Source organism: Pseudomonas sp. 22490, from assembly GCF_052044465.1.
GTDB lineage: Bacteria > Pseudomonadota > Gammaproteobacteria > Pseudomonadales > Pseudomonadaceae > Pseudomonas > Pseudomonas aeruginosa.
In genome coordinates this window covers 25,654-47,500 of the sequence record NZ_JBQENS010000042.1, presented here as the reverse complement: position 1 = coordinate 47,500, position 21,847 = coordinate 25,654, and the positions used below count along the sequence as shown (strand labels likewise).

Sequence of the window (21,847 nt, the reverse complement as noted above, 5' to 3'; positions counted from 1 at the left end):
TCGATGGCAGCGGGCGCACCCGCCCGGTCCCGCCACGCCGGGGCTAGACGCAGGAACGCCGGCTATCGCCGGCGTTCTTGTTTGCGCGTTCCTCAGGCCCGCACGGGGTTGCCGCGTACCGGCGCATCCCCGGCCACGTAGTACTTCACCGTGCTGCGCGGCAGCGGCTGGCGACCGCGGATCCTGTCGGCGATCTTCTCGGCCATCATGATGGTGGTGGCATTGAGGTTGCCGGTGATGATCAGCGGCATGATCGACGCATCCACCACTCGCAGTCCTTCCATGCCATGGACCCGTCCCTGGCCATCGACCACCGCCATGTCGTCGCTGCCCATCTTGCACGAGCAGGATGGGTGGAAAGCGGTCTCAGCATGGTTGCGGATGAACTCGTCGAGTTCGGCGTCCGACTGCACGCTCACCCCAGGGCTCAACTCGCGGCCCCGATAGGGGTCCAGCGCCGGCTGGTTCATGATCTCGCGGGTCAGCCGGATGCCGTCGCGGAACTCCTGCCAGTCCTGCTCGTGGGACATGTAGTTGAACAGGATGCTCGGATGCTGGCGCGGGTCCCTGGATTTCAGGTGGATGCGCCCGCGGCTCGGCGAGCGCATCGAGCCCATGTGCGCCTGGAAACCGTGCTCCTGCACGCCCTTGCTGCCATTGTAGTTGATCGCCACCGGGAGGAAATGGAACTGGATGTTCGGCCATTCGAACGCTTCGCGGGTTCGGATGAAGCCGCCAGCCTCGAACTGGTTGCTGGCGCCGAGGCCCTTGCCGAGGAACAGCCACTGGGCACCGATGGCAGGCTGGTTCCACCATTTGGTCGCCGGGTAGATCGACACCGGCTGCTTGCAGGCGTACTGCAGGTAGAGTTCCAGGTGATCCTGCAGGTTGGCGCCGACGCCCGGCAGGTCATGCACCACCGGGATGTCCAGGTCGCGCAGCAGGGCCGCCGGGCCGACGCCGGAGCGTTGCAGCAATTGCGGCGAGGCGATCGCGCCGCTGCACACCAATACTTCGCGGCGGGCGTGGGCGGTGACCGGGTTGTCGCCGTTGCCCACCAGGTAGGAGACGCCGATGGCGCGCTTGCCGCTGAACAGGATGCGGTCGCTCAGGGCGTGGGTGACGATGGTCAGGTTGGGCCGGCCGCGGGCCTGGTCCAGGTAGCCGCGCCCGGTGGCGGCGCGACGGCCCTCCGGGGTGACGGTCCGGTCCATGGGGCCGAAGCCTTCCTGCTGGTAACCGTTGAGGTCATCGGTTCGCGGGTAGCCGGCCTGCACGCCGGCCTCGACCATCGCATGGAACAGTGGGTTGTTGCCGGCCTTCGGCGTGGTCACGCTGACCGGGCCGTCGCCGCCATGGTAGTCGTTGGGGCCGATGTCCCGGGTTTCCGCCTTGCGGAAGTACGGCAGGCAGTCGAGGTAGCTCCAGTCCTCGAGGCCCGGCTCCTTGGCCCAGCCGTCGAAGTCCAGGGCGTTGCCGCGGATGTAGCACATGCCGTTGATCAGCGAGGAGCCGCCCAGGCCCTTGCCGCGACCGCACTCCATGCGGCGGTTGTTCATGTAGGGCTCGGGGTCGGTCTCGTAGGCCCAGTTGTAGCGCCGCCCCTGCAGCGGGAAGGCAAGGGCCGCCGGCATCTGGGTGCGGAAGTCGAAGCGGTAGTCGGGACCGCCGGCTTCGAGCAGCAGGACGCTGACGTCGGCATCTTCGGTGAGGCGGGTAGCGAGTACGTTACCGGCAGAGCCGGCTCCGATGATGATGTAGTCGAATTCCTGGGACATGCAGGCCTTCCTCTTTTCTCGGCATGACACCGGCCGCGACGCTGGCGCGCCGGTGTCTGGAAGTTCGGAATGGCCGGTGTCAGGGAGCGTTGCCTGGGACCGGCCTGGTTAGGGGTTCGAGCGCTGCGTCGAGGCTCAGAACACCGAGGCGTAGTCGCCCAGCTCCACTTGCACGGACTTGATGCGAGTGTAATGAGCCAGGGTGGTGAGACCGTTCTCGCGACCGACACCGGATTGCTTGTAACCGCCGACCGGCATTTCCGCCGGCGACTCGCCCCAGGTATTGATCCAGCAGATGCCGGCTTCCAGGCGATGGATGGCGCGGTGGGCGCGGGCCAGGTCCTGGGTCACGACGCCGGCGGCGAGGCCGTACTCGGTATCGTTGGCGCGGCGGATCGCCTCGTCTTCGTCGTCATAGACCAGGATGCTCATCACCGGGCCGAAGATTTCCTCGCGGACGATGGTCATGTCGTCGCTGCAATCGGTGAACACGGTCGGCGCGACGTAGGCGCCATTGCCGAACGCTCCATCGGTCACACGCTCGCCGCCGCACAGCAGGCGAGCCTTCTGCGCCTTGCCGGACTCGATGTAGCCGAGCACGCTTTCCATGTGCGGGAAGCTGACCAGCGGGCCGAAGTTGGTGTTCTCGTCCTGCGGGTCGCCGAGACGGATGCGCTGCACGCGCTCCAGTACCTTGGCTTCGAAGCGGGCCTGCTGGGAACGGTGGATGAACACCCGGGTGCCGTTGGTGCAGACCTGGCCGGAGCTGAAGAAGTTGGCCATGACGGCGATGTCGGCGGCGCGGTCGAGGTCTGCGTCGGGGAAGATGATCAGCGGGGACTTGCCGCCCAGCTCCATGGTCACTTCCTTCAGCGACGAGCTGGAAGCGCTGGCCATGACTTTCTTGCCGGTGGAGGTGCCACCGGTGAAGGAGATCTTCTCGATCAGCGGGTGCTCGGTCAGCCACTGGCCGACTTCGCGTCCGCTGCCGGTGAGCACGTTGAACACGCCGTCCGGCACGCCGGCCTCGGTGTAGATCTCGGCCAGCTTGAGGGCCGTCAGCGGGGTGACTTCGCTGGGCTTGAAGATCATCGCGTTGCCGGCAGCGAGGGCCGGGGCGGATTTCCACAGGGCGATCTGCACCGGGTAGTTCCAGGCGCCAATGCCGGCGACCACGCCCAGCGGCTCGCGGCGGGTGTAGACGAAGCTGGTTTCGCGCAGGGGAATCTGCTCGCCTTCGATGGCCGGGACCAGGCCGGCGTAGTACTCGAGCACGTCGGCGCCGGTGACGATGTCCACCGAGCGGGTTTCCGCCAGCGGCTTGCCGGTATCCAGGGTTTCCAGGGCGGCCAGTTCGTCGTTGCGCTCGCGGAGGATGTCGACGGCGCGACGGAGGATGCGCGAGCGCTGCATGGCGGTCATCGCCGCCCACACCTTCTGCCCCTCGACGGCGCTCTGCACGGCCCGCTCGACGTCTTCCCTGGAAGCCCGCTGGACCTTGGCGAGCACTTCGCCGTTGGCCGGGTTGATGGTCTCGAAGGTGGCGCCACTGCTGGCCTCCACGTAGCGACCGCCAATGTAGAGCTTCTGTTCTTCGAATCGGGCCATGTTGCAGTCCTCTCTTATCGGTATCGCAGGCGCAAGGCGGCGCCGCGGGGGTTTTCGTCCCTACCCCGACTGTTTTGCCAACTGCTGGTCGAGGTAGTCGTAAGCGATGTTCAGGGCCTCGTCGGTATCGAAGGCGTCGCCGGTCAGCGCGCCACGCAACCACAGGCCGTCGATCAGGGCCGCCAGGCCGCGTGCCGCGGCGCGGGCGTCGTCCGCCGAGAGCTGGCGGCGGAACTGGTAGCACAGGTTCGAATACAGGCGATGGTCGTTGACCCGCTGCAATCGACGCAGTGCCGGCTGGTGCATGCTGGTCGCCCAGAACGCCAGCCAGGTCTTCATCGCCGGACCATTGACCTGGCTGTCGTCGAAGTTGCCTTCGACGATCGCTCGCAGGTGCGCCCTCGGACTGTCGTCGTAGAGCGCCGCGCGGCGTTCGCGTACGGCCTTGCTCAAGGCGCTGAGCAGGTGCCGCATGGTCGCTTCCAGCAAGCCGTTCTTGTCCTGGAAGTAGTGGCTGATGATGCCGTTGGAAACACCCGCCAGGCGGGCTATCAGGGCGATGCTGGCGTCTCCCATGCCGACCTGATCGACCGCCTCCAGGGTGGCGTGAATCAGTTGCGAGCGGCGGATGGGCTGCATACCGACCTTGGGCATTGCTATCTCCTCTCGTCGATGGGTGCGTGCGGGCACCGACCGACGTCATTGGTGGCCAGTCTATTTTGTTTTTATTGAACGTTCAATCAACTAAGAATAAGCTCGGCGTCCATGAGCGGCTCCCAGCCTGCGTGCAACCTGGCCCGCGCCGTTCATCACCTCGTCGCCGAAGTCCGCCAAGGATCGCAGAATCCGGGCTTCAAGTGGGGTGGCAATGCTGTGTCTGTAGTCCGCGGCCATAAGCCGCCATGCTTTCACTGCCATGGGGTCATCCTCCAATGAGTACTGCTTCGCCAATAAAAACAAACGAGCAGGTACGTCTGAATCCGATCGTGTTCTTCGGCTCGACCGCACTGATCCTGGTTCTGACCGCCGCCCTCATCCTCTATCCCGACAGCGCCGGAGCCTTGCTCGGCCGCATCCAGGCGTGGCTGTCGCACAGCTTCGGCTGGTACTACATGCTGGCCATCGGCGCCTACCTGTTCTTCGTCGCCTGGGTGGCCTTCTCGCGCTTCGGCACCCTCAAGCTCGGCGAGGAGCATGAAAAGCCGGACTTCAGCTACGGCGCCTGGGCCGGCATGCTGTTCTCCTCCGGGATCGGCATCTCGCTGCTCTACTTCGCCGCATCCGAGCCGATCGACCACCTCTACCATCCACCCGAAGGCGTTCCCGGCAGCCCTCAGGCGGCGCGCCAGGCGCTGCAACTGACCTTCCTCCACTGGGGCCTGCACGGTTGGGCGATCTATGCCCTGGTCGGCCTCGCCGTCGGTTATTTCGCCTACCGCCATCGCCAGCCGCTGGCGTTGCGCTCGGCGCTCTATCCGATCCTCGGCGAGCGCTGGGTGAAAGGCGCCGCGGGCCACGCGGTGGATTGCTTCGGCATCTTCGTCACCCTTCTCGGGCTGGTGACCAACCTGGGCATCGGCGCCTTGCAGGTGTCGTCCGGTCTCGAGTACCTGACCGGCATGCCGCACAGCAAAGGCACCCTGCTGGCGGTGATCCTGGCGATGAGCCTGGTCGCCACCCTGGCGGCGGTCTCCGGTGTCGAGAAAGGCATCCGCCGGCTGTCCAACCTGAATATCGTGCTGTTCAGCTCGCTGCTGCTGTTCGTGCTGGTCTGCGGTTCGACCCTGGAACTGCTCAACGGCTTCGTACAGAACCTCGGCGACTATCTCGACGGCCTGGTGCTGAAGACCTTCGACCTCTACGTCTACACCGGTGCCGGCGCCGGCAAGAGCGAGGAATGGCTGGGCCTGTGGACCCTGTTCTACTGGGCCTGGTGGATTTCCTGGGCGCCCTTCGTCGGTATGTTCATCGCCCGCATCTCCCGCGGTCGCAGCGTGCGCGAACTGGTCTGCGGGGTGCTGCTGATCCCGCTGGGCTTCACCCTGGCCTGGCTGTCGGTATTCGGCAACAGCGCCCTGGACCTGGTGATGAACCACGGCGCGACCGACCTGGGCAAGGCCGCGCTGGAACAGCCGTCGATGTCGATCTACCTGCTGCTGGAACACTATCCGCTGTCGAAGATCGTCATCGGCCTGTCGATCTTCGTCGGCTTCGTGCTGTTCCTCACCCCGGCGGATTCCGGCTCGGTGATGCTGGCCAATCTCTCGCGCAGCGGCGGCGAGCTGGACGAGGACGCGCCGAACTGGCTGCGTATCCTCTGGTCGGCCGTCGTCACGCTAGTCACCATCGGCCTGCTGTTCGCCGGCAACTTCACGGCGATGCAAACCGTCGTGGTGCTCGCCGGGCTGCCGTTCTCGGCGGTGCTGATCCTGTTCATGTTCGGCCTGCACAAGGCCATGCGCGCCGACTACGAGGCCCAGGTCGGCGACCGCCGCACCTACCAGCCGGTGCCGGCGCCAACCCAGCCCCAGACCTGAACCTGGCGCCGCTAGGGCGCCCTTGCCAATCAGGTGCGTACTTGGCCCGGCGTTTCGCCGGGCCTTTCTTTTCTGCCACCCGGCGCCCGGCGCATGCCGCAGGAACCGGCGCGCGGAAGTGTGGGACAGGAAGAGCAGGCGGAAAAAGCGCGGAGGGTAAACGCGAATGCCCGGCAGCGCCGGGCATTCGCAGCGGCCCCGAGCGGGCCGAGGGGGATCAGCCGAGGTTCTTGCCCAGCAGCGCGTGGTACAGCTCGCTGTCGCCGAGCACCCCGACCACCCTGTCCTGCTCCTGAAGGACCAGCTTGTGGCCGGTCTGGTAGCGAATCTGCAGGGCATCGCGCATACGGATGCTGACATCCACCAGGGTCGGTTCGCGGCGCAGCTTCTCCACCGGATCGCCCTGGCGCCAGCGTTGCAGGTCGATGACGTTGCTGCCCTGGCGCGCGCCCTTGAGCACGTCGCCTTCGCTGAGACCGATCCAGCAGTCGCGGCCCTGGTCGAAGCAGATCTCGTCGTTCTGCCGGATGCACTGGTCGAGGCCACGCATCAGGCTCTGGCCGCACAGCACGTTGAGCGGGTTGGTATGGGCGACGAAGGTACGCACGTAGTCGTCCGCGGGGCTCAGCACGATCTCTTCCGGCTTGCCGTGCTGGATGATCCGGCCGTCCTTCATGATCGCGATGCGGGTGCCGATCTTCAGCGCCTCGTCGAGGTCGTGGCTGACGAACACGATGGTCTTGTGCAGTTGCCGTTGCAGCACCAGCAGTTCGTCCTGCAATTGCTGGCGGATCAGCGGGTCGAGGGCCGAGAACGGTTCGTCCATCAGCAGGATGTCGCCATCCATCGCCAGCGCGCGAGCCAGGCCGACGCGCTGCTGCATGCCGCCGGAGAGCGAGTCGGGACGCTTGTCGCGCCACTGCGAGAGACCGACCAGCTCGAGCTTCTCGTCGATCAGCTTCTTCCGCTCGGCGGCCGGGCGGCCCTGCATCTCCAGGCCGAAGCCGACGTTCTCGGCCACCGTCAGCCAGGGCATCAGGGCGAACTTCTGGAACACCATGGCGATGCGCTTGGTACGCATGGCCTTGAGGGTCGCCGGCGAGCAGTTGGCGATGTCCACCTGCGAACCTTCGTGCTCGATCAGCAGCTTGCCGCGGCTGACCTTGTTCAGGCCGTTGATGCAGCGCAGCAGGCTCGACTTGCCGGAGCCGGAAAGTCCCATCAGCACGCAGATCTCGCCGCGGTTGACGTCCAGGCAGGCGTCCTCGACGCCGAGCACCTGGCCGGTGCGCTTGAGGATCTCGGCGCGGCCGAGGCCCTGGTCGAGGAGCTTCAGGGCTTCCTTGGTGTGGGTGCCGAAGATGACGTCCACATGGTCGAATCGGATCGCGGTCATGGCTTATTTCCCCTTCACGGCGCGCTGCTTGCACACCCGGTCGAGCAGGATGGCGAGCAGGACGATGGCCAGGCCGGCTTCGAAGCCGAGGGAGATGTCGGCGGTGTTCAGCGCGTTCACCACCGGCTTGCCGAGGCCATCGGCGCCGACCAGCGCGGCGATCACCACCATCGACAGGGAGAGCATGATGCATTGGGTGATGCCGGCGGCGATGCTCGGCATCGCGTGCGGCAGCTCGATGCGCGTCAGCAGTTGCCAGCGCGAGCAGCCGAAGGCCTTGCCGGCGTCGAGCAGCTCCGCCGGAACGTCCTGGATACCCAGGCAGGTCAGGCGGATTGGCGCGGCGACGGCGAAGATCACCGTGGAGATCAGGCCCGGCACCACGCCGAGACCGAACAGGGTCAGGGTCGGGATCAGGTAGACGAAGGTCGGCACCGTCTGCATCAGGTCCAGCAGCGGCCGCAGCGCGGTGTAGAACCACGGCTTGTGCGCGGCGACGATGCCCAGCGGCACGCCTACGGCGATGCACACCAGGGTGGCGAATATCACCTGGGCGAGGGTTTCCATGGTCTCCTGCCAGTAGCCCAGGTTGAGGATCAGCAGCAACGAGGCCAGGGCGAACACGGTCAGCCCCCAGCTGCGCTGGATGAAATGCACCAGCCCTACCAGCAAGGCGATCAGCACCAGCGGGTTGAACCAGAGCAAGCCGTTGGTGACGCCATGGATGAGGAACTCAAGGGTGTCGGAGATCTTGTCGAAGAACGATGCGCCATGCAGGGTCAGCCAGTCGACGAAACCGGCGATCTGCTCTCCCAGCGGGAGCTTGTGATCAGTCAGGAACATAATCAGGGTCCATCAAGAGCGGGAAATGAACGACCGGTCGCCTACTTGGCGAACGCCAGCTTGGCCGCGGCTGCGGCAGGCTGCCCGTCGCGGGTGGTGACACCGGCCAGCCAGGCATCCAGCTGTTCCGGGTGATCCTTCAACCAGGCCTTAGCGGCTTCCTCGGGTTTCTTGTTTTCGTTGAGTACCGCGTCCATCAGCTTGTTCTCCATCTCGAGGGTGAAGCTGAGGTTCTTCAGCAGTTGGCCGACGTTGGCGCACTCCTGGGCGTAGCCCTTGCGCACGTTGGTGTAGATGGTCGCGCCGCCATAGTTGGGGCCGAAGAAGTCGTCGCCGCCTTCCAGGTACTTCATCTGGAAGCGGGTATTCATGGGGTGCGGCTCCCAGCCGAGGAACACCACCCACTGGTTGCGCCGGATGGCCCGCTGCACCTGCGAGAGCATGCCCGCCTCGCTGGATTCCACCAACTTGAACTTGCCCAGTTCGAAGGCGTTCTTGTCGATCATGCTCTGGGCGACGCGGTTGCCGTCGTTGCCCGGCTCGATGCCGTAGATCTTGTTGCCCAGCTTGTCGGAGAACTTCGCGATATCGGCGAAGCTGCGCAGGCCGCCGTCGTAGACGTACTGGGGAACCGCCAGGGTGTACTTGGCGCCCTCCAGGTTGGCGCGCAGTGTCTCGACCGTACCTTTCTCGGCGTACTGCTTGATGTCGTTGGTCATGGTGGGCATCCAGTTGCCCAGGAATACGTCGAGGTCGTTGTTGGCCAGGGAGCGGTAGGTCACCGGCACCGAGAGCAGATTGACCTTGGTCTTGTAGCCGAGGGACTCGAGGACCTGGCGGGTGACCGCAGTGGTCACTGTGATGTCGGTCCAGCCGACGTCGGCGAAACGCACCGACGCACAGGATTCGGGCTCCGCGGCCTGGGCTGCCAGCGGTGCGCACAGAGACACGGCCAGCAGCCAAGACTTGCAACCTTTCATAGCGAACTCCTCTGCAGGGTAAGGCGCCGGCGCTACCCCGAAGGGCGCGGCGGTCTGTCTGTATCGGGCCGACCGGTAGCGGCCCTCAGCGGGCAATTCGTGAACGATCATGAAACAGGACGCATCCGTCGCCTACAGGGTGGGTCGCAACCAGTGCAGGCGGGGTCGCATTCAGTACCCGCTGTGTCGCATTCAATCATAGTGGTCTTTGCCGGCGACCAGCGGATGCCGTTTTCGGAGCGGCGCGAGCCCGTTCTCATTCCGACGCCGTGCAGGTGCAGACGCCCCTCGGCCGCAGAGGTTCCCCGATCCGGGCGCGGACGCGGCGCTTTTGGACATGGCCGGGTCGGTGGCGGATGCGGCCCGCCCCGGGGAAAGCCCGATGATGCGCAGGAATCGCGGGCGGAGGAGCCGCCACCCCCACTACGCAGGCACGGATGCCGCGGCAATCCCGGAGGCCGGCATGGCTATCAGTGTGTTCGACCTTTTCAAGATCGGTATCGGCCCGTCCAGTTCGCATACCGTCGGCCCCATGCGCGCCGCCGCGCTGTTCACCGCTGCCCTGCGCCAACGCCAGGCGCTGTCGGCGGTGCGGCGTCTCGAAGTGCGCCTGTATGGCTCGCTGTCCGCCACCGGCGTCGGCCACGGCACCGATCGCGCGGTGATCATGGGCCTGATGGGCGAATGGCCGGATCGTATCGACCCGACCCAGATCGCCCCACGCATGGCCGCGCTGCTCGATAGCGGCCTGCTGCAACTGGACGGCCGCGTGGCGGTACCGTTCGACTGGGTGCGCGACATGCGCCTGCTCGACGAGAACCTGCCCTACCACCCCAACGCCATGACCCTGGTCGCCTACGGCGAGCAAGGCGAACTGCACCAGGAGACCTACTACTCGGTGGGTGGCGGCTTCGTGGTCGATGCGGCACAGGCCGCCTCGGGACAGCTCGACCAGGACCACACGGTGCTGCCCTACGACTTCTCCAGCGCCGAGGAACTGTTGCTGCTGTGCAAGCGCCACAACCTGCGGGTATCCGAGCTGATGCTGGCCAACGAACGCATCTGGCGCAGCGAGACCGACATCCGCGAAGGCCTGCGGCGCATCTGGCAGGCGATGCGCGATTGCGTCGACAACGGGTTGCGCAACGAAGGCATCCTTCCCGGCGGGCTCAACGTGCAACGCCGCGCCGCGCGCCTGCACCGCAACCTGCAGGAGATCGGCAAGCCCAACGTGATCGGCTCGACCCTCAGCGCCATGGAATGGGTCAACCTGTTCGCCCTGGCGGTGAACGAGGAGAACGCCGCCGGCGGGCGCATGGTCACCGCGCCCACCAACGGCGCGGCGGGGATCATCCCGGCGGTGCTGCACTACTATATGAAGTTCAATCCCGACGCCCAGGACCGCGACGTCGTCGACTACCTGCTGGCCGCCGCCGCGGTGGGCATCCTGTGCAAGAAGAACGCCTCGATCTCCGGCGCCGAGGTCGGCTGCCAGGGCGAGGTCGGCTCGGCCTGCGCGATGGCCGCCGCCGGACTGGCGGAAGTCCTCGGCGCCACCCCGGCGCAGGTCGAGAACGCCGCCGAGATCGGCCTGGAGCACAACCTCGGGCTGACCTGCGACCCGGTCGGCGGGCTGGTCCAGGTGCCCTGTATCGAGCGCAACGCGATCGCCGCGGTGAAGGCCATCAACGCGGCGCAAATGGCCTTGCGCGGCGACGGCCAGCATTTCATCTCGCTGGACAAGGTGATCCGCACCATGCGCGACACCGGTGCCGACATGCACGACAAGTACAAGGAAACCTCGCGCGGGGGCCTGGCGGTGAACGCCATCGAGTGCTGAACCGGAATTGCTCACGAAACGATCGAGACGCCACTTTTTGGCGCATATGACGCGTGACCGGGCGGTCGTCATCCGTCACACTGCGGAGTAACGGCTCGCCGCCCGTCGTTACCTTTGTCGCCACGGCCGCTGCCCCGCCTTCTCGCCGGGGGCCGCCCTGGTGCTACCGAAATGCCCAGGCGCGCGGCGCGCCGCCAGCCGTCGCCCATGCTGTCGTTGTGCCAGGTCCGAGGGGAAATACCGGGCTAAAGCCTTCCGGCTTTTTTGATTGAACGCCCAATCAATATAGGCATGGCATTTGCCTTGCTCTGGTTACAAGCAACGCCGACGGCGTGGCCCAAGCAGCCACCCGGAAATTCCAACAATCATAAAAAAAGCCTCGTGAGAGGCCTGCTTGCTCAGCGTGAGGAGATACACCCATGACCACGTACGCGCCCGGAGTCCCACCACAGAACCGAAATCCGCAGTCCATCGGCTTCCTGCTGCTGGACAACTTCACCCTGATCTCCCTGGCCTCGGCGGTGGAACCGTTGCGCATGGCCAACCAGCTCTCGGGACGCGAACTCTACCGCTGGCATACGCTGAGCCTGGACGGCCGCCAGGTCTGGGCCAGCGACGGCCTGCAGATCACCCCCGACGCCGGTACCGACAACGCCCCGGCGGTGGATTGCGTGATCGTCTGCGGCGGCGTCGGCATCCAGCGCAGCGTCACCCGCGAGCACGTCACTTTCCTCCAGGCCCAGGCCCGCCAGGGTCGGCGCCTCGGCGCGGTGTGCACCGGCAGTTGGGCGCTGGCCCGCGCCGGCCTGCTCGACGGCTACGATTGCAGCGTGCACTGGGAATGCCTGGCGGCGATGCAGGAAGCCTTCCCCCGGGTGGCCATGAGCACCCGCCTGTTCTCCATCGACCGCAACCGCTTCACCTCTTCCGGCGGCACCGCGCCGATGGACATGATGCTGCACCTGATCGGCCGCGAGCATGGCCGCGAGCTGTCGGCGGCGATCTCCGAGATGTTCATCTACGAGCGCATCCGCAACGAGCAGGACCACCAGCGCGTGCCGCTCAAGCACATGCTCGGCACCAACCAGCCGAAGTTGCAGGAGATCGTCGCGCTGATGGAGGCCAACCTGGAGGAACCGATCGACCTCGACGAACTGGCGGTCTACGTCAACGTCTCGCGTCGCCAGCTCGAGCGGCTGTTCCAGAAGTACCTGCACTGCTCGCCGTCGCGCTACTACCTGAAGCTGCGCCTGATCCGCGCCCGCCAGTTGCTCAAGCAGACGTCCATGTCGATCATCGAGGTGGCCTCGGTCTGCGGCTTCGTCTCCACCCCGCACTTCTCCAAGTGCTACCGCGAGTACTTCGGCATCCCGCCGCGCGACGAGCGCCAGGGCCAGCCGCTGGGCCAGCCGGTGGTGCTGATGCCGATCCCGCAGGACCTGGCGTTGATGCCCAACTCCTCGGCGCTGTCGGCCCTGAGCCAGGCGCAGGGCGAGTCGACCTTCGCCAGCGTGCGGATCTGACGGCGCGTCCCTGCCCGCCCCGTCCACGGGAGCGGGCAGGGCCTTGTCAGCCCCGCGGCACCAGCGCCGGCAGCAATTGCCGGGAAATCGCCTCGCGCACCGCCGGGAGCAGCGTGGCGTGCCCGCCGAGCATGTCCTCCACCAGCCGCCGCAGCGCCTGGGCGCGCTCCGGGCTGAGGCCGCGCACGGCGTATTCGCAGGCCTGCTCCGGAGTCGAGTCCGGCGGCACGCTGAAGCCCAGCGCCTGCAGGCGTTCGCGGAAATCGTCCTGGTCGATCAGATCGGCGTGCATCATCGCGGCAGCTCCTTCGATGGGGATTGCCATCGATTCTGCTGAGCCCACGTCGCTCCCGGCAAGGGGGCTGTCCCGCCTGGACATGGGCAGGTCGTTTTCGGCTAATTCGACCGCCAGCGACACCGCCACAATCGCCTCCAGCGGCTTGCGGAATGCAGCGGACGGCTTCCGGAAAACGCCAGACTCACACTGAGGGCCGTTCCTGGCTCCTTTTTCATCCCCCTCCGCGCGTCGGGCGCGGCAGGGGGATTTTTTTGCCGGAAGCCAGCTAGCCGGCGCCGAGTCCCGCCCGACAGTGTTCCCAGAAACGCTCGAAGCCCGGCGAGAGGAACTTGTCGCGCTGGCGCAGCATGTAGAAGCGCCGGCGCAACGGCGGCAGGCTGCTGCGCAGTTCGACCAGCGCGCCGGAGGCCAACTGTTCCTCGACCACCCAGCGCGACAGGCAACTGATGCCCAGCCCGGCGGCGACGCTGTGCTTGATCGCCTCGGAGCTGCCCAGGTCCAGGCTGTCTTCCAGGTAATGCAGGTGGCCCAGCAGGGCGTGGCTGACCTCCTCGCGCGTGCCCGAGCCGGGCTCGCGCAGCAGCCAGCGCGCGCGGCGCAGGGCCTCGCGGGAGACCTGGGTGCGCGAGGCCAGCGGGTGGCCGGGCGCCGCCACCACGATCAGGCTGTCCTCGAGCCAGGGCTCCACCCGCAGGCCCGGCTCGTGGCAGGGGCCTTCGATGAGGCCGATGTCCGCCGCGAAGGTCACCACGTCCTGCACCGCCGAACCGGTGTTGCCGATGCTGGCGTTGACCCTCACGCCCGGCTGCTCCCGCTCGAAGGAGGCCAGCAGGCGTGGCAGCACGTAGTTGCCGATGGTGCTGCTGGCCGCCACCGTCAGGCTCGCCTGGGGCGCGGCGGAAACCGCGAACTGCTGCTCCAGTTGCGCCACCCCGTCGAGCAGGCGCAATGCCTGGGGCAGGAAGCGGCGGCCGACCTCGTTCAGTTGCAGGCGCTTGCCGACCCGGTCGAACAGGCGCGTGGAAAGCTGCGACTCCAGCTCGTTGAGCGCGGCGCTGGTGGCCGACTGCGACAGCGAGATGGATTCCGCCGCCGCCGTGGTACTGCCGCAGCGAGCCACCGCACAGAAGATCTGGAGCTGACGGAAACTGAGGGCCATGGACTCACCTACCTGTTTTTCAGGTATTTAATACAGAAACTATTCGTTTCACAAATTCATTCCCGCTACCTAACCTGCGTCCCGTGACCTCACCTGAGGAGCGAAGGATGCACACCCTCCCCGTCAAGACCGGTACCAGACCCCTGGCCCAGGTCCAGAAACTCATCCCCGGCCTGCTGCTCAGCGCCGCCCTGGCCGGCGCGGCGATCCTCCTGGGTCGTTCGCAATGGTTGCAGCACAACGGCATCAGCGCGCTGACCCTGGCCATCGTGCTCGGCATCGTCGTCGGCAACACCCTGTACCCTCGGATCGCCGCCGGCAGCGCCGCCGGCGTCGGCTTCTCCAAGCAGATCCTGCTGCGCGCCGGGATCATCCTCTACGGCCTGCGCCTGACCTTCCAGGACATCGCCGGCGTCGGATTGCACGGCGTGCTGCTGGACGCCCTGATGCTCGCCAGCACCTTCGGCCTGGCGTGCCTGCTCGGCACCCGGCTGTTCGGCCTGGACCGCACCACCACCCTGCTGATCGGCGCCGGCAGTTCGATCTGCGGCGCCGCCGCGGTGATGGCCACCGAGCCGGTGGTGCGTGGCCGCGCCGAACAGGTCGCGGTGGCGGTTTCCACCGTGGTGGTGTTCGGCACCCTGGGCATCTTCCTCTATCCGGCGCTGTTCCAGCTCGACCAGGACTGGGGGCTGCTACCGCGCGACCCTGGCCCCTGGGGCGTGTACATCGGTGCCACGGTGCATGAGGTGGCCCAGGTGGTCGCCGCGGGTCGTTCGATCGGCATCGAGGCAGCGGATACCGCGGTGATCGCCAAGATGGTCCGGGTAATGATGTTGGCGCCCTTCCTGATCCTGCTCTCGGCCTGGCTGGCACGCGACAAGGCGCACCGCCGGCAGCACAGCGGCGCGACCAAGATCACCATTCCCTGGTTCGCCGTCGGCTTCGTACTGGTCGCCGGGCTCAACTCGCTGGTCAGCCTGCCGCCGGCGCTGGTCAGCCACGTCAACGACCTCGACACCTTCCTCCTGGCCATGGCGATGGCCGGCCTCGGCCTCGGCACGCACCTCTCGGCGATCCGCCGCGCCGGCCTCAAACCGCTGCTGCTGGCCGCCCTGCTATTCGCCTGGCTGGTGCTCGGCGGTGGATTACTCACCCGCCTGGCGCTCGCCTGAGTCCTCCGCCAGGAAGCCCTGCACGGCCCGCCGCAAGGCCTCGTGCAGGGCTTCCACCTCGTCGATGCCGTGGCCGCGCAGGCAGCCATGGACCAGCCCGTTTCCCGGATAGAACCCTGCCTCGCCACCCGCCGCGCGTAGCGCTGCGCCATAGCGCTCGCCGTCGTCGCGCAGCGGATCGAATTCGGCGACCGCCACGAAGGCCGGCGGCAGGCCAGTGAAATCAGCGGCCTCCAGGGGCAGCGCCAGCGGCTGTCGGTGCAGCGCCGCCAGCGGCAGGTAGGCGTCCAGGCACGCCTGCACATCGCCGAGGCCGAGCAACGGCGCGTCGACGCAGTCGATCCGCGAGGGCGATGGCGCGGCGGACAGCAAGGGATAGAGCAATATCTGCGCAGCCGGCGACGGCGCGCCGCCATCGCGCAGGGCCAGGCACAGCGCCGCCGCCAGGTTGCCGCCGGCGCTGTCGCCGGCCACCAGCAGGCGTCGCCCATCCAGCGCTTCGTCCAGCTCGCCCAGGCTCAGCGCCTGCCAGGCACGCAGGCAATCCTGCAATGCCGCCGGGAACGGATGCTCCGGCGCCAGTCGGTAATCCACCGCCAGCACCAGCAGGCCCAGGCGCGCCGCCAGGTCGGCGCAGATGAAATCGTGTGAATCGAGGCCGCCGAGCATCCAGCCACCACCGTGCAGGTAGAGCAGCGCCGGCCAACCGCCGGGCGGTGCCGGGCGGTCGGGGCGATAGCGGCGCACGCGCACCGGCGGCGCGGCCGGCAAGCAGGAGTCGAGCACCCGCAAACCGGCCGGGCGCGGCGGCGCGAACGCCTGGCACATCCGCGCGTAGGCCGCACGTTGCGCATCCAGGCGCGGACTGTCGCTGGCGAACGCCCGGCTGTGCTCGACGAAGCGCCACATCGCCGGAGACAGCGGATACTTCGCAGCCATCGCGCTCAGCGCACCGGCGGCAGGCCGATCACCCGACCGACACCTTCCGGCACGGGGAGCGCGCGATGTGCCTCGGCGAGCGCCTCGACCCGCGCCAGCACCTCGCCTGCGAACGGTACCGAGCGCGGGCCGTCGAGGCTGACGTGGAGCAGCATCTGCTCGCTCAGCGCCAGCGCCTGCCCGCTGCCAGGCAGGTACAGGGCATGGTGGATATGCAGACGCTTGCGATCGTGACCGAGCAGTTGCGTGCGCACCTCGACCCTGGCGCCCTCCTTCACCTCGTGGAGGAAGTTCAGGTGGCATTCCAGGGTGAACAGCGAGTGTCCGCTGGCGTCGCGGTTCTGGCTGTCCAGGCCGATATGCGCCATCAGCGCATCGGTGGCGTAGCTGAACACCAGTAGGTAGAAGGCATCGCGCAAGTGGCCGTTGTAGTCCACCCACTCGGGCAGGACCGGCGTCTCGTAGGTCGTCAGGGCTTGGCTCATGGCAGGCTCCGTGGTTGCGCTCCGCCCGGCGGGGCGGAAGGCGCGTCATGTCACTCGGCGAAGGCGAAGCCGTGCCGGGCCTTGGTTTCCCTGATCGCCCCGAGCACCGCCAGCAGGCAGTCGTCGCGGTAGCGCTCGAGCTCGGCGATGCTGCGCGCGCCCTGCTGCTCGGCGGTGCCCTCCACCACCCGGTCGATCAGGGCTTCGGTGAGTTCCGGCGCCGGCAGGTAGGTCCAGGGCAATTGCAGCGCCGGGCCGAACTGCGCCATGAAGTGGCGCATGCCGGCGTTGCCACCGGCCAGGGTGTAGGTCAGGAAGGTGCCCATGAACGACCAGCGCAGGCCGGCGCCGAAGCGGATCGCATCGTCGATCTCGCCGGTCGTGGCCACGCCGTCGTTGACCAGGTGCAGCGCCTCGCGCCAGAGCGCCTCGAGCAAGCGGTCGGCGATGAAGCCGGGCACTTCCTTGCGTACGTGCAGCGGACGCATGCCCAGCGACTCGTAGACCCGCATCGCCGCCCGCACGGCCTCGGCAGCGGTGCGTTCGCCGCCGACCACCTCCACCAGCGGCAGCAGGTAGACCGGATTGAAGGGGTGGCCGACCAGGCAGCGCTCGGGGTGGCTCGCCTCGGCGTAGAACTCGCTGGGCAGCAGGCCCGAGGTGGACGAACCGATCAGCACGTCGGGCCGCGCCGCGGCGCTGATCCTGGCGTGCAGGTCGAGCTTCAGGTCGAGCCGCTCGGGGGCGCTCTCCTGGATGAAATCGGCGTCGCCCACGCATTCCTCGATGCTCGCGACGAAGCGCAGGCGCTCCTGCGCCGCGCCGGGCGCCAGGCCCTGTTTCCGCAAGGCCGGCCAGGCATTGGCGACGCGCGCGCGCAACGCCGCTTCGGCGCCCGGCGCCGGATCCCAGGCGACGACGTCGAGGCCGTGGGCCAGGGCGCGGGCGATCCAGCCGCTGCCGATGACGCCGCTACCGAGGGCGGCGAAGGTCTTGATCTCGGTGACGAAGGACATGGACATCTCCAGAAGTTGTTCCCGCCCCCGACGGGGCGGGGAGGAAGAAATCAGCGCGGCTTCAGGTTCATCCTGCGGCGCCCTTCCGCCGGGCTCAGGGCGCGCCCGCCGAGGCGCTCGATGATCTCGATGGCGCGCTCCACCAGGCTGCCGTTGCTCGCCGGCACGCCCTTGTCCAGCCAGATGTTGTCCTCCAGGCCGACCCGCACGTTGCCGCCCAGCAACATGGCCTGGGCGACCATCGGCATCTGCGTGCGGCCGATGCCGAAGCCGGCCCAGGTCGCCCCCGGCGGCAGGTTGTCGGCCATCGCCTTCATGGTCGTGGTATCGGCCGGCGCGCCCCAGGGAATGCCCAGGCAGATCTGGAACAGCGGATCCTCCAGCAGCCCTTCCTTGAGCATCTGCTTGGCGAACCAGAGGTGGCCGGTATCGAAGATTTCCAGCTCGGCCTTGACCCCCAGCTCGGTGATGCGCCGGGCGCCGGCGCGCAGTTGCGCAGGGGTGGAGACGTAGATGTAGTCGCCGTCGCCGAAATTGAGGGTGCCGCAGTCCAGGGTGCAGATTTCCGGCAGCAGCTCCTCGACATGCCTGAGCCGCTCCAGCGGGCCGACCAGGTCGGTGCCGGCACCGAACTCCAGGGGCTGCTCGCCCTTGCCGATCTCCAGGTCGCCGCCCATGCCGGCGGTGAGGTTGATGATCACATCGGTGTCGCTTTCGCGGATACGCTCGACCACTTCGCGGTACAGCGCCACGTCGCGGCTGGGCTTGCCGGTGGCGGGGTCGCGGACATGGCAGTGGGCGACGGTGGCGCCGGCCCTGGCCGCCTCGATGGCGGCCTCGGCAATCTGTTTCGGAGTGACCGGGATCGCCGGATGCCGGCCGACGGTATCGCCGGCGCCGGTCACCGCGCAGGTGACGATGACTTCATGGTTCACGGTGGTAGCTTCCTGTATTCGGGGTGTACGAAGCCCCGCCCGGCCGCGCCGGGCGGAACGGATAGGTGCGGGTTACTTCAGCGAGGCCTGGAGCGCGGCCAGGCCGTCCTTGCCGTCGAAGGTGCTCACGCCATCCAGCCAGGCCTTCAGCGGCTCGGGGTTGGCCTTCAGCCACTGCCGCGCGGCGTCGAGGGGCTGGGTGCGATCGAGGATCGGCGCCATCACCTGGCTGACCTGGGCGCTGCTGAAGCGCAGGTTGTGCAGCAGCCGGGCGACGTTGCCGCACTGCGCCTGGTAGCCGGCGGCGGTCATGGTGGAGACGGTGGCCGCGCCTTCGTCGGGACCGAACACATCCTCGCTGCCGGTGAGGTAGGTCATGTCGATCTGCAGGTTCATCGGATGCGGCTTCCAGCCGAAGAACACCACCCACTGCTTGCGCTTGATCGCCCGCTTCACCGCCGTGAGCATCCCGGCCTCGCTGGACTCCACCAGCTGGAAGCCCTTCAGGCCGAAACGGTTGTCGTCGATCATCTTCCGGGTGATGCGGTTCGAGCCGCTGCCCGGCTCGATAGCGTAGATGCGGCCGCCAAGCTTGTCCTTGAAGCGGGCGATGTCGGCGAAGGTCTTCAGCCCGCCCTCGGCGACGTAGCTCGGCACCGCATAGGTGGACTGCGCGTCGGCCAGGGTCGGCGGCTCGATCACTTCGATCCGGCCTTTGTCCAGGTAAGGCCTGGCGACCGGCTGCATGGTCGGTTGCCAGTAGCCGAGGAACAGGTCCAGCTGCTTGTCGGCCAGGCCGGCCAGGACGATCTGTTGCGAGGCGCTGGTCTGCTTCACCTGGTAGCCCAGGCCGTCGAGCAAGGCTTCGGCCACGGCGCTGCTGGCGACCACGTCGGTCCAGTTCACCGTGCCCAGGCGCACCGTGCGGCACTGCTCGGGTTCGGCGGCCAGGGCGGCGCCACTGGCCAGGATCAGCAGGGCGCAGCCCAGCTGGCGAATCGTCGTCTTCATCGGTCTCCCCTCGTGCGGCTATTGATTGTTTTTCTGCGAGGTGGGCGCCGGCCCCTTGCGAGACCGACCCTGGCGACCAAGGTACGCAGCCGGGACGGCGGCGAAGCGCACTGCGGCGACCAGCTCTTGCACTGCAGCGACCTGGCCATTGCCAAGCGCGGCGGGCCTGCGCTACACACAGGCTGCGCAACCTCAACCCCGGAGCGCCCCATGTCCCAGGACTTCTGGTTTCTCCTGCTGCCCGGCTTCTCGGTAATGGGCTTCGTTTCCGCCGTGGAGCCACTGCGAGTGGCCAACCGCTTCCACGCCGACCTCTACCGCTGGCACGTGCTCAGCGCCGACGGCGGTCCGGTGCTGGCCAGCAATGGCATGTCGGTGAACAGCGACGGCGCGCTGGAGCCGTTGAAGAAAGGCGACCTGCTGTTCGTGGTGGCCGGTTTCGAGCCGCTGCGGGCGGTCACCCCGGCACTGGTGCAGTGGCTGCGCAAGCTCGATCGCAACGGCGTGACCCTCGGTGGCATCGATACCGGCAGCGTGGTGCTGGCCGAGGCCGGTCTGCTCGACGGGCGCCGCGCGACCCTGCACTGGGAAGCCATCGACGCCTTCCAGGAGTCCTACCCGCAACTGAGCGTGACCCAGGAGCTGTTCGAGATCGACGGTCCGCGCATCACCTCGGCCGGCGGCACCGCCTCCATCGACCTGATGCTCGACCTGATCGCCCAGGCCCACGGTCCGCAACTGGCGGTGCAGGTTTCCGAGCAGTTCGTGCTCGGCCGCATCCGCCCGCGCCAGGACCACCAGCGCCTGCAGGTGGCGACCCGCTATGGCGTGAGCAACCGCAAGCTGGTGCAGGTGATCGGCGAGATGGAGCGGCATACCGAGCCGCCACTGACCACCCTGGAGCTGGCCGAGCGCATCCAGGTCACCCGCCGCCAGCTGGAACGGCTGTTCCGCGTGCACCTGGACGACACGCCCTCGAACTTCTACCTCGGCCTGCGCCTGGACAAGGCCCGCCAGTTGCTGCGCCAGACCGACCTCAGCGTGCTACAGGTGAGCCTGGCCTGCGGCTTCGAGTCGCCGTCGTACTTCTCCCGCAGCTACCGCGCGCGCTTCGCCGCCAGTCCCAGCCAGGATCGCGCGGTGCTGCCGCTCAAGGCTCCCGCAGCCACGCCGCCAGGCGCGCCAGCAGGGCATCGCACGCCTCGAGCTGAGCGAGGCTGACGAACTCGTCCGGCTTGTGGCCCTGGTCCATGCTGCCGGGACCGCAGATCACCGCCGGGATACCGGCCTGGTGGAACAGCCCGCCCTCGGTGCCGAAGGCCACGGTGGAGAAATCCGTCGAACCGCTGAGCAGGCCGATCAGCTCCGCCGCCTGGCTGTCGTCTGCGGTGAGCAGGCCGGGATAGGCCGATAGCGGCGTGAAGCGGATATCGGTACTTCGCTCCACCGCGCGCATCCGCGGCAGCAGTTCGCTTTCGGCATAGTCGCGGAGTTCCTCGGCGACCTGCCGCGGGTCGTCCGCCGGCAGCGCGCGGACCTCGAAGTCGAAGCGGCACTCGGCGGGCACGATGTTCAGCGCCCGGCCGCCCTGGATCAGTCCGGTCTGCACCGTCGAATAGGGCGGGTCGAAACGCCGGTCGTGGCGCTCCGGCACCGCCAGGCGCGCGCCGATCTCGCCGAGGCGGCCGATCAGCCGCGCGGCGTATTCGATGGCATTCACCCCCTGCGGCGCGTAGGCCGAATGGCAGGCCGCGCCGTGCACCTCGCAGCGCATGGCCAGCTTGCCCTTGTGGCCGAGCACCGGCTTCAGCTCGGTGGGCTCGCCGATGATGCACAGCAACGGCTTGTGCGGACGCCGCTCCAGCGCCGCGAGCAGCGAACGGACGCCCAGGCAGCCGACTTCCTCGTCGTAGGAGAACGCCAGGTGCACCGGCAGGCGCAACGGCGCGGCGAGGAACGCCGGGACGGCCGCCAGCACGCAGGCCAGGTAGCCCTTCATGTCCGCCGTGCCACGCCCGTAGAGGCGGCCATCGCGCTCGCTGAGCCGGAACGGCGGCACGCTCCAGGCCTGGCCGTCCGCCGGCACCACGTCGGTATGCCCGGAAAGGCAGACGCCGCCACGGTCGCTGGGGCCGATGGTGGCATAGAGATTGGCCTTGCGGCCGTCGGCGTCGAAGAACAGTTCGCTGTCGACGCCGAAACCCGCCAGGTAGTCGCGGACGTAGTCGATCAGCGCCAGGTTGGACTCGCGGCTGACGGTGTCGAAGGCCACCAGGTCGGCGAGGATGTCGCGGCTGCCGGGCATGTCGGGCTCCAGGGCGCAG

The 21,847-nt window shown here is 67.6% G+C and carries 20 protein-coding genes (1 of these 20 cut by a window edge); 6 read left to right on the top strand and 14 right to left on the bottom strand.

Annotated elements, in window-relative coordinates; genetic code table 11:
• Window positions 1–47: the 3' end of an acyl-CoA thioesterase gene (locus tag ACTJJX_RS30975; RefSeq protein WP_003096677.1), read on the top strand. Its footprint begins 358 nt before the window's first position; the window shows 47 of its 405 coding nt (coding positions 359–405); its start codon lies off the left edge, out of view; it ends in the stop codon at window positions 45–47.
• Between the two features lie 45 nt (window positions 48–92).
• On the opposite strand, the gene betA is transcribed toward ACTJJX_RS30975, so the two are convergent.
• The 3 genes from betA to betI form a co-directional block, all read right to left on the bottom strand.
• Entirely contained in the window at window positions 93–1,778 is a 1,686-nt protein-coding gene (gene betA / locus ACTJJX_RS30970) for a choline dehydrogenase (protein WP_015649841.1), read from the bottom strand.
• Window positions 1,779–1,913: 135 nt separating this feature from the next.
• Window positions 1,914–3,386 carry a betaine-aldehyde dehydrogenase gene (gene betB, locus ACTJJX_RS30965; RefSeq protein WP_003121323.1) on the bottom strand — a complete coding sequence of 491 codons (1,473 nt, stop codon included), beginning with the start codon at window positions 3,384–3,386 and terminating at the stop codon, window positions 1,914–1,916.
• A 60-nt stretch (window positions 3,387–3,446) separates the two neighbouring features.
• Window positions 3,447–4,040, bottom strand: coding sequence for a transcriptional regulator BetI (betI, locus tag ACTJJX_RS30960; RefSeq protein ID WP_003096684.1), 594 nt, complete (start codon window positions 4,038–4,040; stop codon window positions 3,447–3,449).
• A 332-nt stretch (window positions 4,041–4,372) separates the two neighbouring features.
• Here betI and ACTJJX_RS30955 point away from each other — a divergent pair, with 332 nt between their 5' ends.
• A complete protein-coding gene (locus ACTJJX_RS30955) occupies window positions 4,373–5,923 on the top strand; it encodes a BCCT family transporter (protein ID WP_003104844.1) in 1,551 nt (516 codons plus the stop codon).
• Between the two features lie 217 nt (window positions 5,924–6,140).
• Here ACTJJX_RS30955 and choV read toward each other — a convergent pair whose 3' ends face one another.
• From choV to ACTJJX_RS30940, 3 genes are read right to left on the bottom strand one after another with little or no spacing between them, the layout of a single operon-like run.
• Complete coding sequence (gene choV / locus ACTJJX_RS30950; protein ID WP_003096690.1) at window positions 6,141–7,319, bottom strand: choline ABC transporter ATP-binding protein; 1,179 nt, start codon at window positions 7,317–7,319, stop codon at window positions 6,141–6,143.
• Window positions 7,320–7,322: 3 nt separating this feature from the next.
• On the bottom strand, window positions 7,323–8,162 hold the full coding sequence (gene choW / locus ACTJJX_RS30945; RefSeq protein ID WP_003096692.1) for a choline ABC transporter permease subunit: 840 nt from the start codon (window positions 8,160–8,162) through the stop codon (window positions 7,323–7,325).
• Window positions 8,163–8,203: 41 nt separating this feature from the next.
• The gene (locus tag ACTJJX_RS30940; protein WP_003104841.1) at window positions 8,204–9,142 is read right to left on the bottom strand and encodes a choline ABC transporter substrate-binding protein; all 939 of its coding nucleotides are present in this window, start codon (window positions 9,140–9,142) and stop codon (window positions 8,204–8,206) included.
• A 463-nt stretch (window positions 9,143–9,605) separates the two neighbouring features.
• Here ACTJJX_RS30940 and ACTJJX_RS30935 point away from each other — a divergent pair, with 463 nt between their 5' ends.
• Window positions 9,606–10,982: an L-serine ammonia-lyase gene (locus ACTJJX_RS30935; RefSeq protein ID WP_003111339.1), complete on the top strand. Its 1,377-nt coding sequence runs from the start codon at window positions 9,606–9,608 to the stop codon at window positions 10,980–10,982.
• Between the two features lie 419 nt (window positions 10,983–11,401).
• The gene (locus ACTJJX_RS30930) at window positions 11,402–12,505 is read left to right on the top strand and encodes a GlxA family transcriptional regulator (protein ID WP_003096699.1); all 1,104 of its coding nucleotides are present in this window, start codon (window positions 11,402–11,404) and stop codon (window positions 12,503–12,505) included.
• A gap of 46 nt (window positions 12,506–12,551) precedes the next feature.
• Here ACTJJX_RS30930 and ACTJJX_RS30925 read toward each other — a convergent pair whose 3' ends face one another.
• Together ACTJJX_RS30925 and ACTJJX_RS30920 are read right to left on the bottom strand one after the other, a co-directional pair.
• A complete protein-coding gene (locus tag ACTJJX_RS30925; protein WP_003096701.1) occupies window positions 12,552–12,800 on the bottom strand; it encodes a hypothetical protein in 249 nt (82 codons plus the stop codon).
• A 268-nt stretch (window positions 12,801–13,068) separates the two neighbouring features.
• The gene (locus ACTJJX_RS30920; RefSeq protein ID WP_003104838.1) at window positions 13,069–13,962 is read right to left on the bottom strand and encodes a LysR family transcriptional regulator; all 894 of its coding nucleotides are present in this window, start codon (window positions 13,960–13,962) and stop codon (window positions 13,069–13,071) included.
• A gap of 107 nt (window positions 13,963–14,069) precedes the next feature.
• Between ACTJJX_RS30920 and ACTJJX_RS30915 the strand changes: the two genes are divergently transcribed.
• Window positions 14,070–15,137, top strand: a complete 1,068-nt coding sequence (locus ACTJJX_RS30915; protein WP_003457999.1) for a YeiH family protein — start codon at window positions 14,070–14,072, stop codon at window positions 15,135–15,137.
• On the opposite strand, the gene ACTJJX_RS30910 is transcribed toward ACTJJX_RS30915, so the two are convergent.
• From ACTJJX_RS30910 to ACTJJX_RS30890, 5 genes are all read right to left on the bottom strand, one after another.
• On the bottom strand, window positions 15,111–16,076 hold the full coding sequence (locus ACTJJX_RS30910) for an acylcarnitine hydrolase (protein WP_004364692.1): 966 nt from the start codon (window positions 16,074–16,076) through the stop codon (window positions 15,111–15,113). The two genes, ACTJJX_RS30915 and ACTJJX_RS30910, sit on opposite strands and share 27 nt — an antisense overlap.
• 5 nt (window positions 16,077–16,081) lie before the next feature.
• Window positions 16,082–16,561 carry a thioesterase family protein gene (locus tag ACTJJX_RS30905; RefSeq protein ID WP_003458005.1) on the bottom strand — a complete coding sequence of 160 codons (480 nt, stop codon included), beginning with the start codon at window positions 16,559–16,561 and terminating at the stop codon, window positions 16,082–16,084.
• Window positions 16,562–16,611: 50 nt separating this feature from the next.
• The gene (locus ACTJJX_RS30900) at window positions 16,612–17,577 is read right to left on the bottom strand and encodes an L-carnitine dehydrogenase (protein ID WP_003096713.1); all 966 of its coding nucleotides are present in this window, start codon (window positions 17,575–17,577) and stop codon (window positions 16,612–16,614) included.
• A gap of 50 nt (window positions 17,578–17,627) precedes the next feature.
• Window positions 17,628–18,512 (bottom strand): 3-keto-5-aminohexanoate cleavage protein, encoded by an 885-nt coding sequence (locus tag ACTJJX_RS30895; protein ID WP_003096716.1) that lies wholly within the window; start codon window positions 18,510–18,512, stop codon window positions 17,628–17,630.
• A 72-nt stretch (window positions 18,513–18,584) separates the two neighbouring features.
• On the bottom strand, window positions 18,585–19,523 hold the full coding sequence (locus ACTJJX_RS30890; protein ID WP_003096718.1) for a choline ABC transporter substrate-binding protein: 939 nt from the start codon (window positions 19,521–19,523) through the stop codon (window positions 18,585–18,587).
• A gap of 210 nt (window positions 19,524–19,733) precedes the next feature.
• Between ACTJJX_RS30890 and cdhR the strand changes: the two genes are divergently transcribed.
• Complete coding sequence (gene cdhR, locus ACTJJX_RS30885; protein ID WP_003114442.1) at window positions 19,734–20,744, top strand: HTH-type transcriptional regulator CdhR; 1,011 nt, start codon at window positions 19,734–19,736, stop codon at window positions 20,742–20,744.
• Here the strand turns inward: cdhR and argE are convergent.
• The gene (gene argE, locus ACTJJX_RS30880; RefSeq protein WP_003106035.1) at window positions 20,674–21,828 is read right to left on the bottom strand and encodes an acetylornithine deacetylase; all 1,155 of its coding nucleotides are present in this window, start codon (window positions 21,826–21,828) and stop codon (window positions 20,674–20,676) included. The two genes, cdhR and argE, sit on opposite strands and share 71 nt — an antisense overlap.
• Window positions 21,829–21,847 lie beyond the last annotated feature (19 nt).

Coding starts and splice junctions, on each gene's coding strand:
- ACTJJX_RS30935 (WP_003111339.1), top strand. CDS start 9,606: ATGGCTATCAGTGTGTTCGACCTTTTCAAGATCGGTATCGGCCCGTCC.
- ACTJJX_RS30900 (WP_003096713.1), bottom strand. CDS start 17,577: ATGTCCTTCGTCACCGAGATCAAGACCTTCGCCGCCCTCGGTAGCGGC.
- betA (WP_015649841.1), bottom strand. CDS start 1,778: ATGTCCCAGGAATTCGACTACATCATCATCGGAGCCGGCTCTGCCGGT.
- choV (WP_003096690.1), bottom strand. CDS start 7,319: ATGACCGCGATCCGATTCGACCATGTGGACGTCATCTTCGGCACCCAC.
- ACTJJX_RS30910 (WP_004364692.1), bottom strand. CDS start 16,076: ATGGCTGCGAAGTATCCGCTGTCTCCGGCGATGTGGCGCTTCGTCGAG.
- argE (WP_003106035.1), bottom strand. CDS start 21,828: ATGCCCGGCAGCCGCGACATCCTCGCCGACCTGGTGGCCTTCGACACC.
- ACTJJX_RS30890 (WP_003096718.1), bottom strand. CDS start 19,523: ATGAAGACGACGATTCGCCAGCTGGGCTGCGCCCTGCTGATCCTGGCC.
- betI (WP_003096684.1), bottom strand. CDS start 4,040: ATGCCCAAGGTCGGTATGCAGCCCATCCGCCGCTCGCAACTGATTCAC.
- betB (WP_003121323.1), bottom strand. CDS start 3,386: ATGGCCCGATTCGAAGAACAGAAGCTCTACATTGGCGGTCGCTACGTG.
- ACTJJX_RS30930 (WP_003096699.1), top strand. CDS start 11,402: ATGACCACGTACGCGCCCGGAGTCCCACCACAGAACCGAAATCCGCAG.
- ACTJJX_RS30940 (WP_003104841.1), bottom strand. CDS start 9,142: ATGAAAGGTTGCAAGTCTTGGCTGCTGGCCGTGTCTCTGTGCGCACCG.
- ACTJJX_RS30920 (WP_003104838.1), bottom strand. CDS start 13,962: ATGGCCCTCAGTTTCCGTCAGCTCCAGATCTTCTGTGCGGTGGCTCGC.
- ACTJJX_RS30925 (WP_003096701.1), bottom strand. CDS start 12,800: ATGATGCACGCCGATCTGATCGACCAGGACGATTTCCGCGAACGCCTG.
- ACTJJX_RS30905 (WP_003458005.1), bottom strand. CDS start 16,561: ATGAGCCAAGCCCTGACGACCTACGAGACGCCGGTCCTGCCCGAGTGG.
- choW (WP_003096692.1), bottom strand. CDS start 8,162: ATGTTCCTGACTGATCACAAGCTCCCGCTGGGAGAGCAGATCGCCGGT.
- cdhR (WP_003114442.1), top strand. CDS start 19,734: ATGTCCCAGGACTTCTGGTTTCTCCTGCTGCCCGGCTTCTCGGTAATG.
- ACTJJX_RS30915 (WP_003457999.1), top strand. CDS start 14,070: ATGCACACCCTCCCCGTCAAGACCGGTACCAGACCCCTGGCCCAGGTC.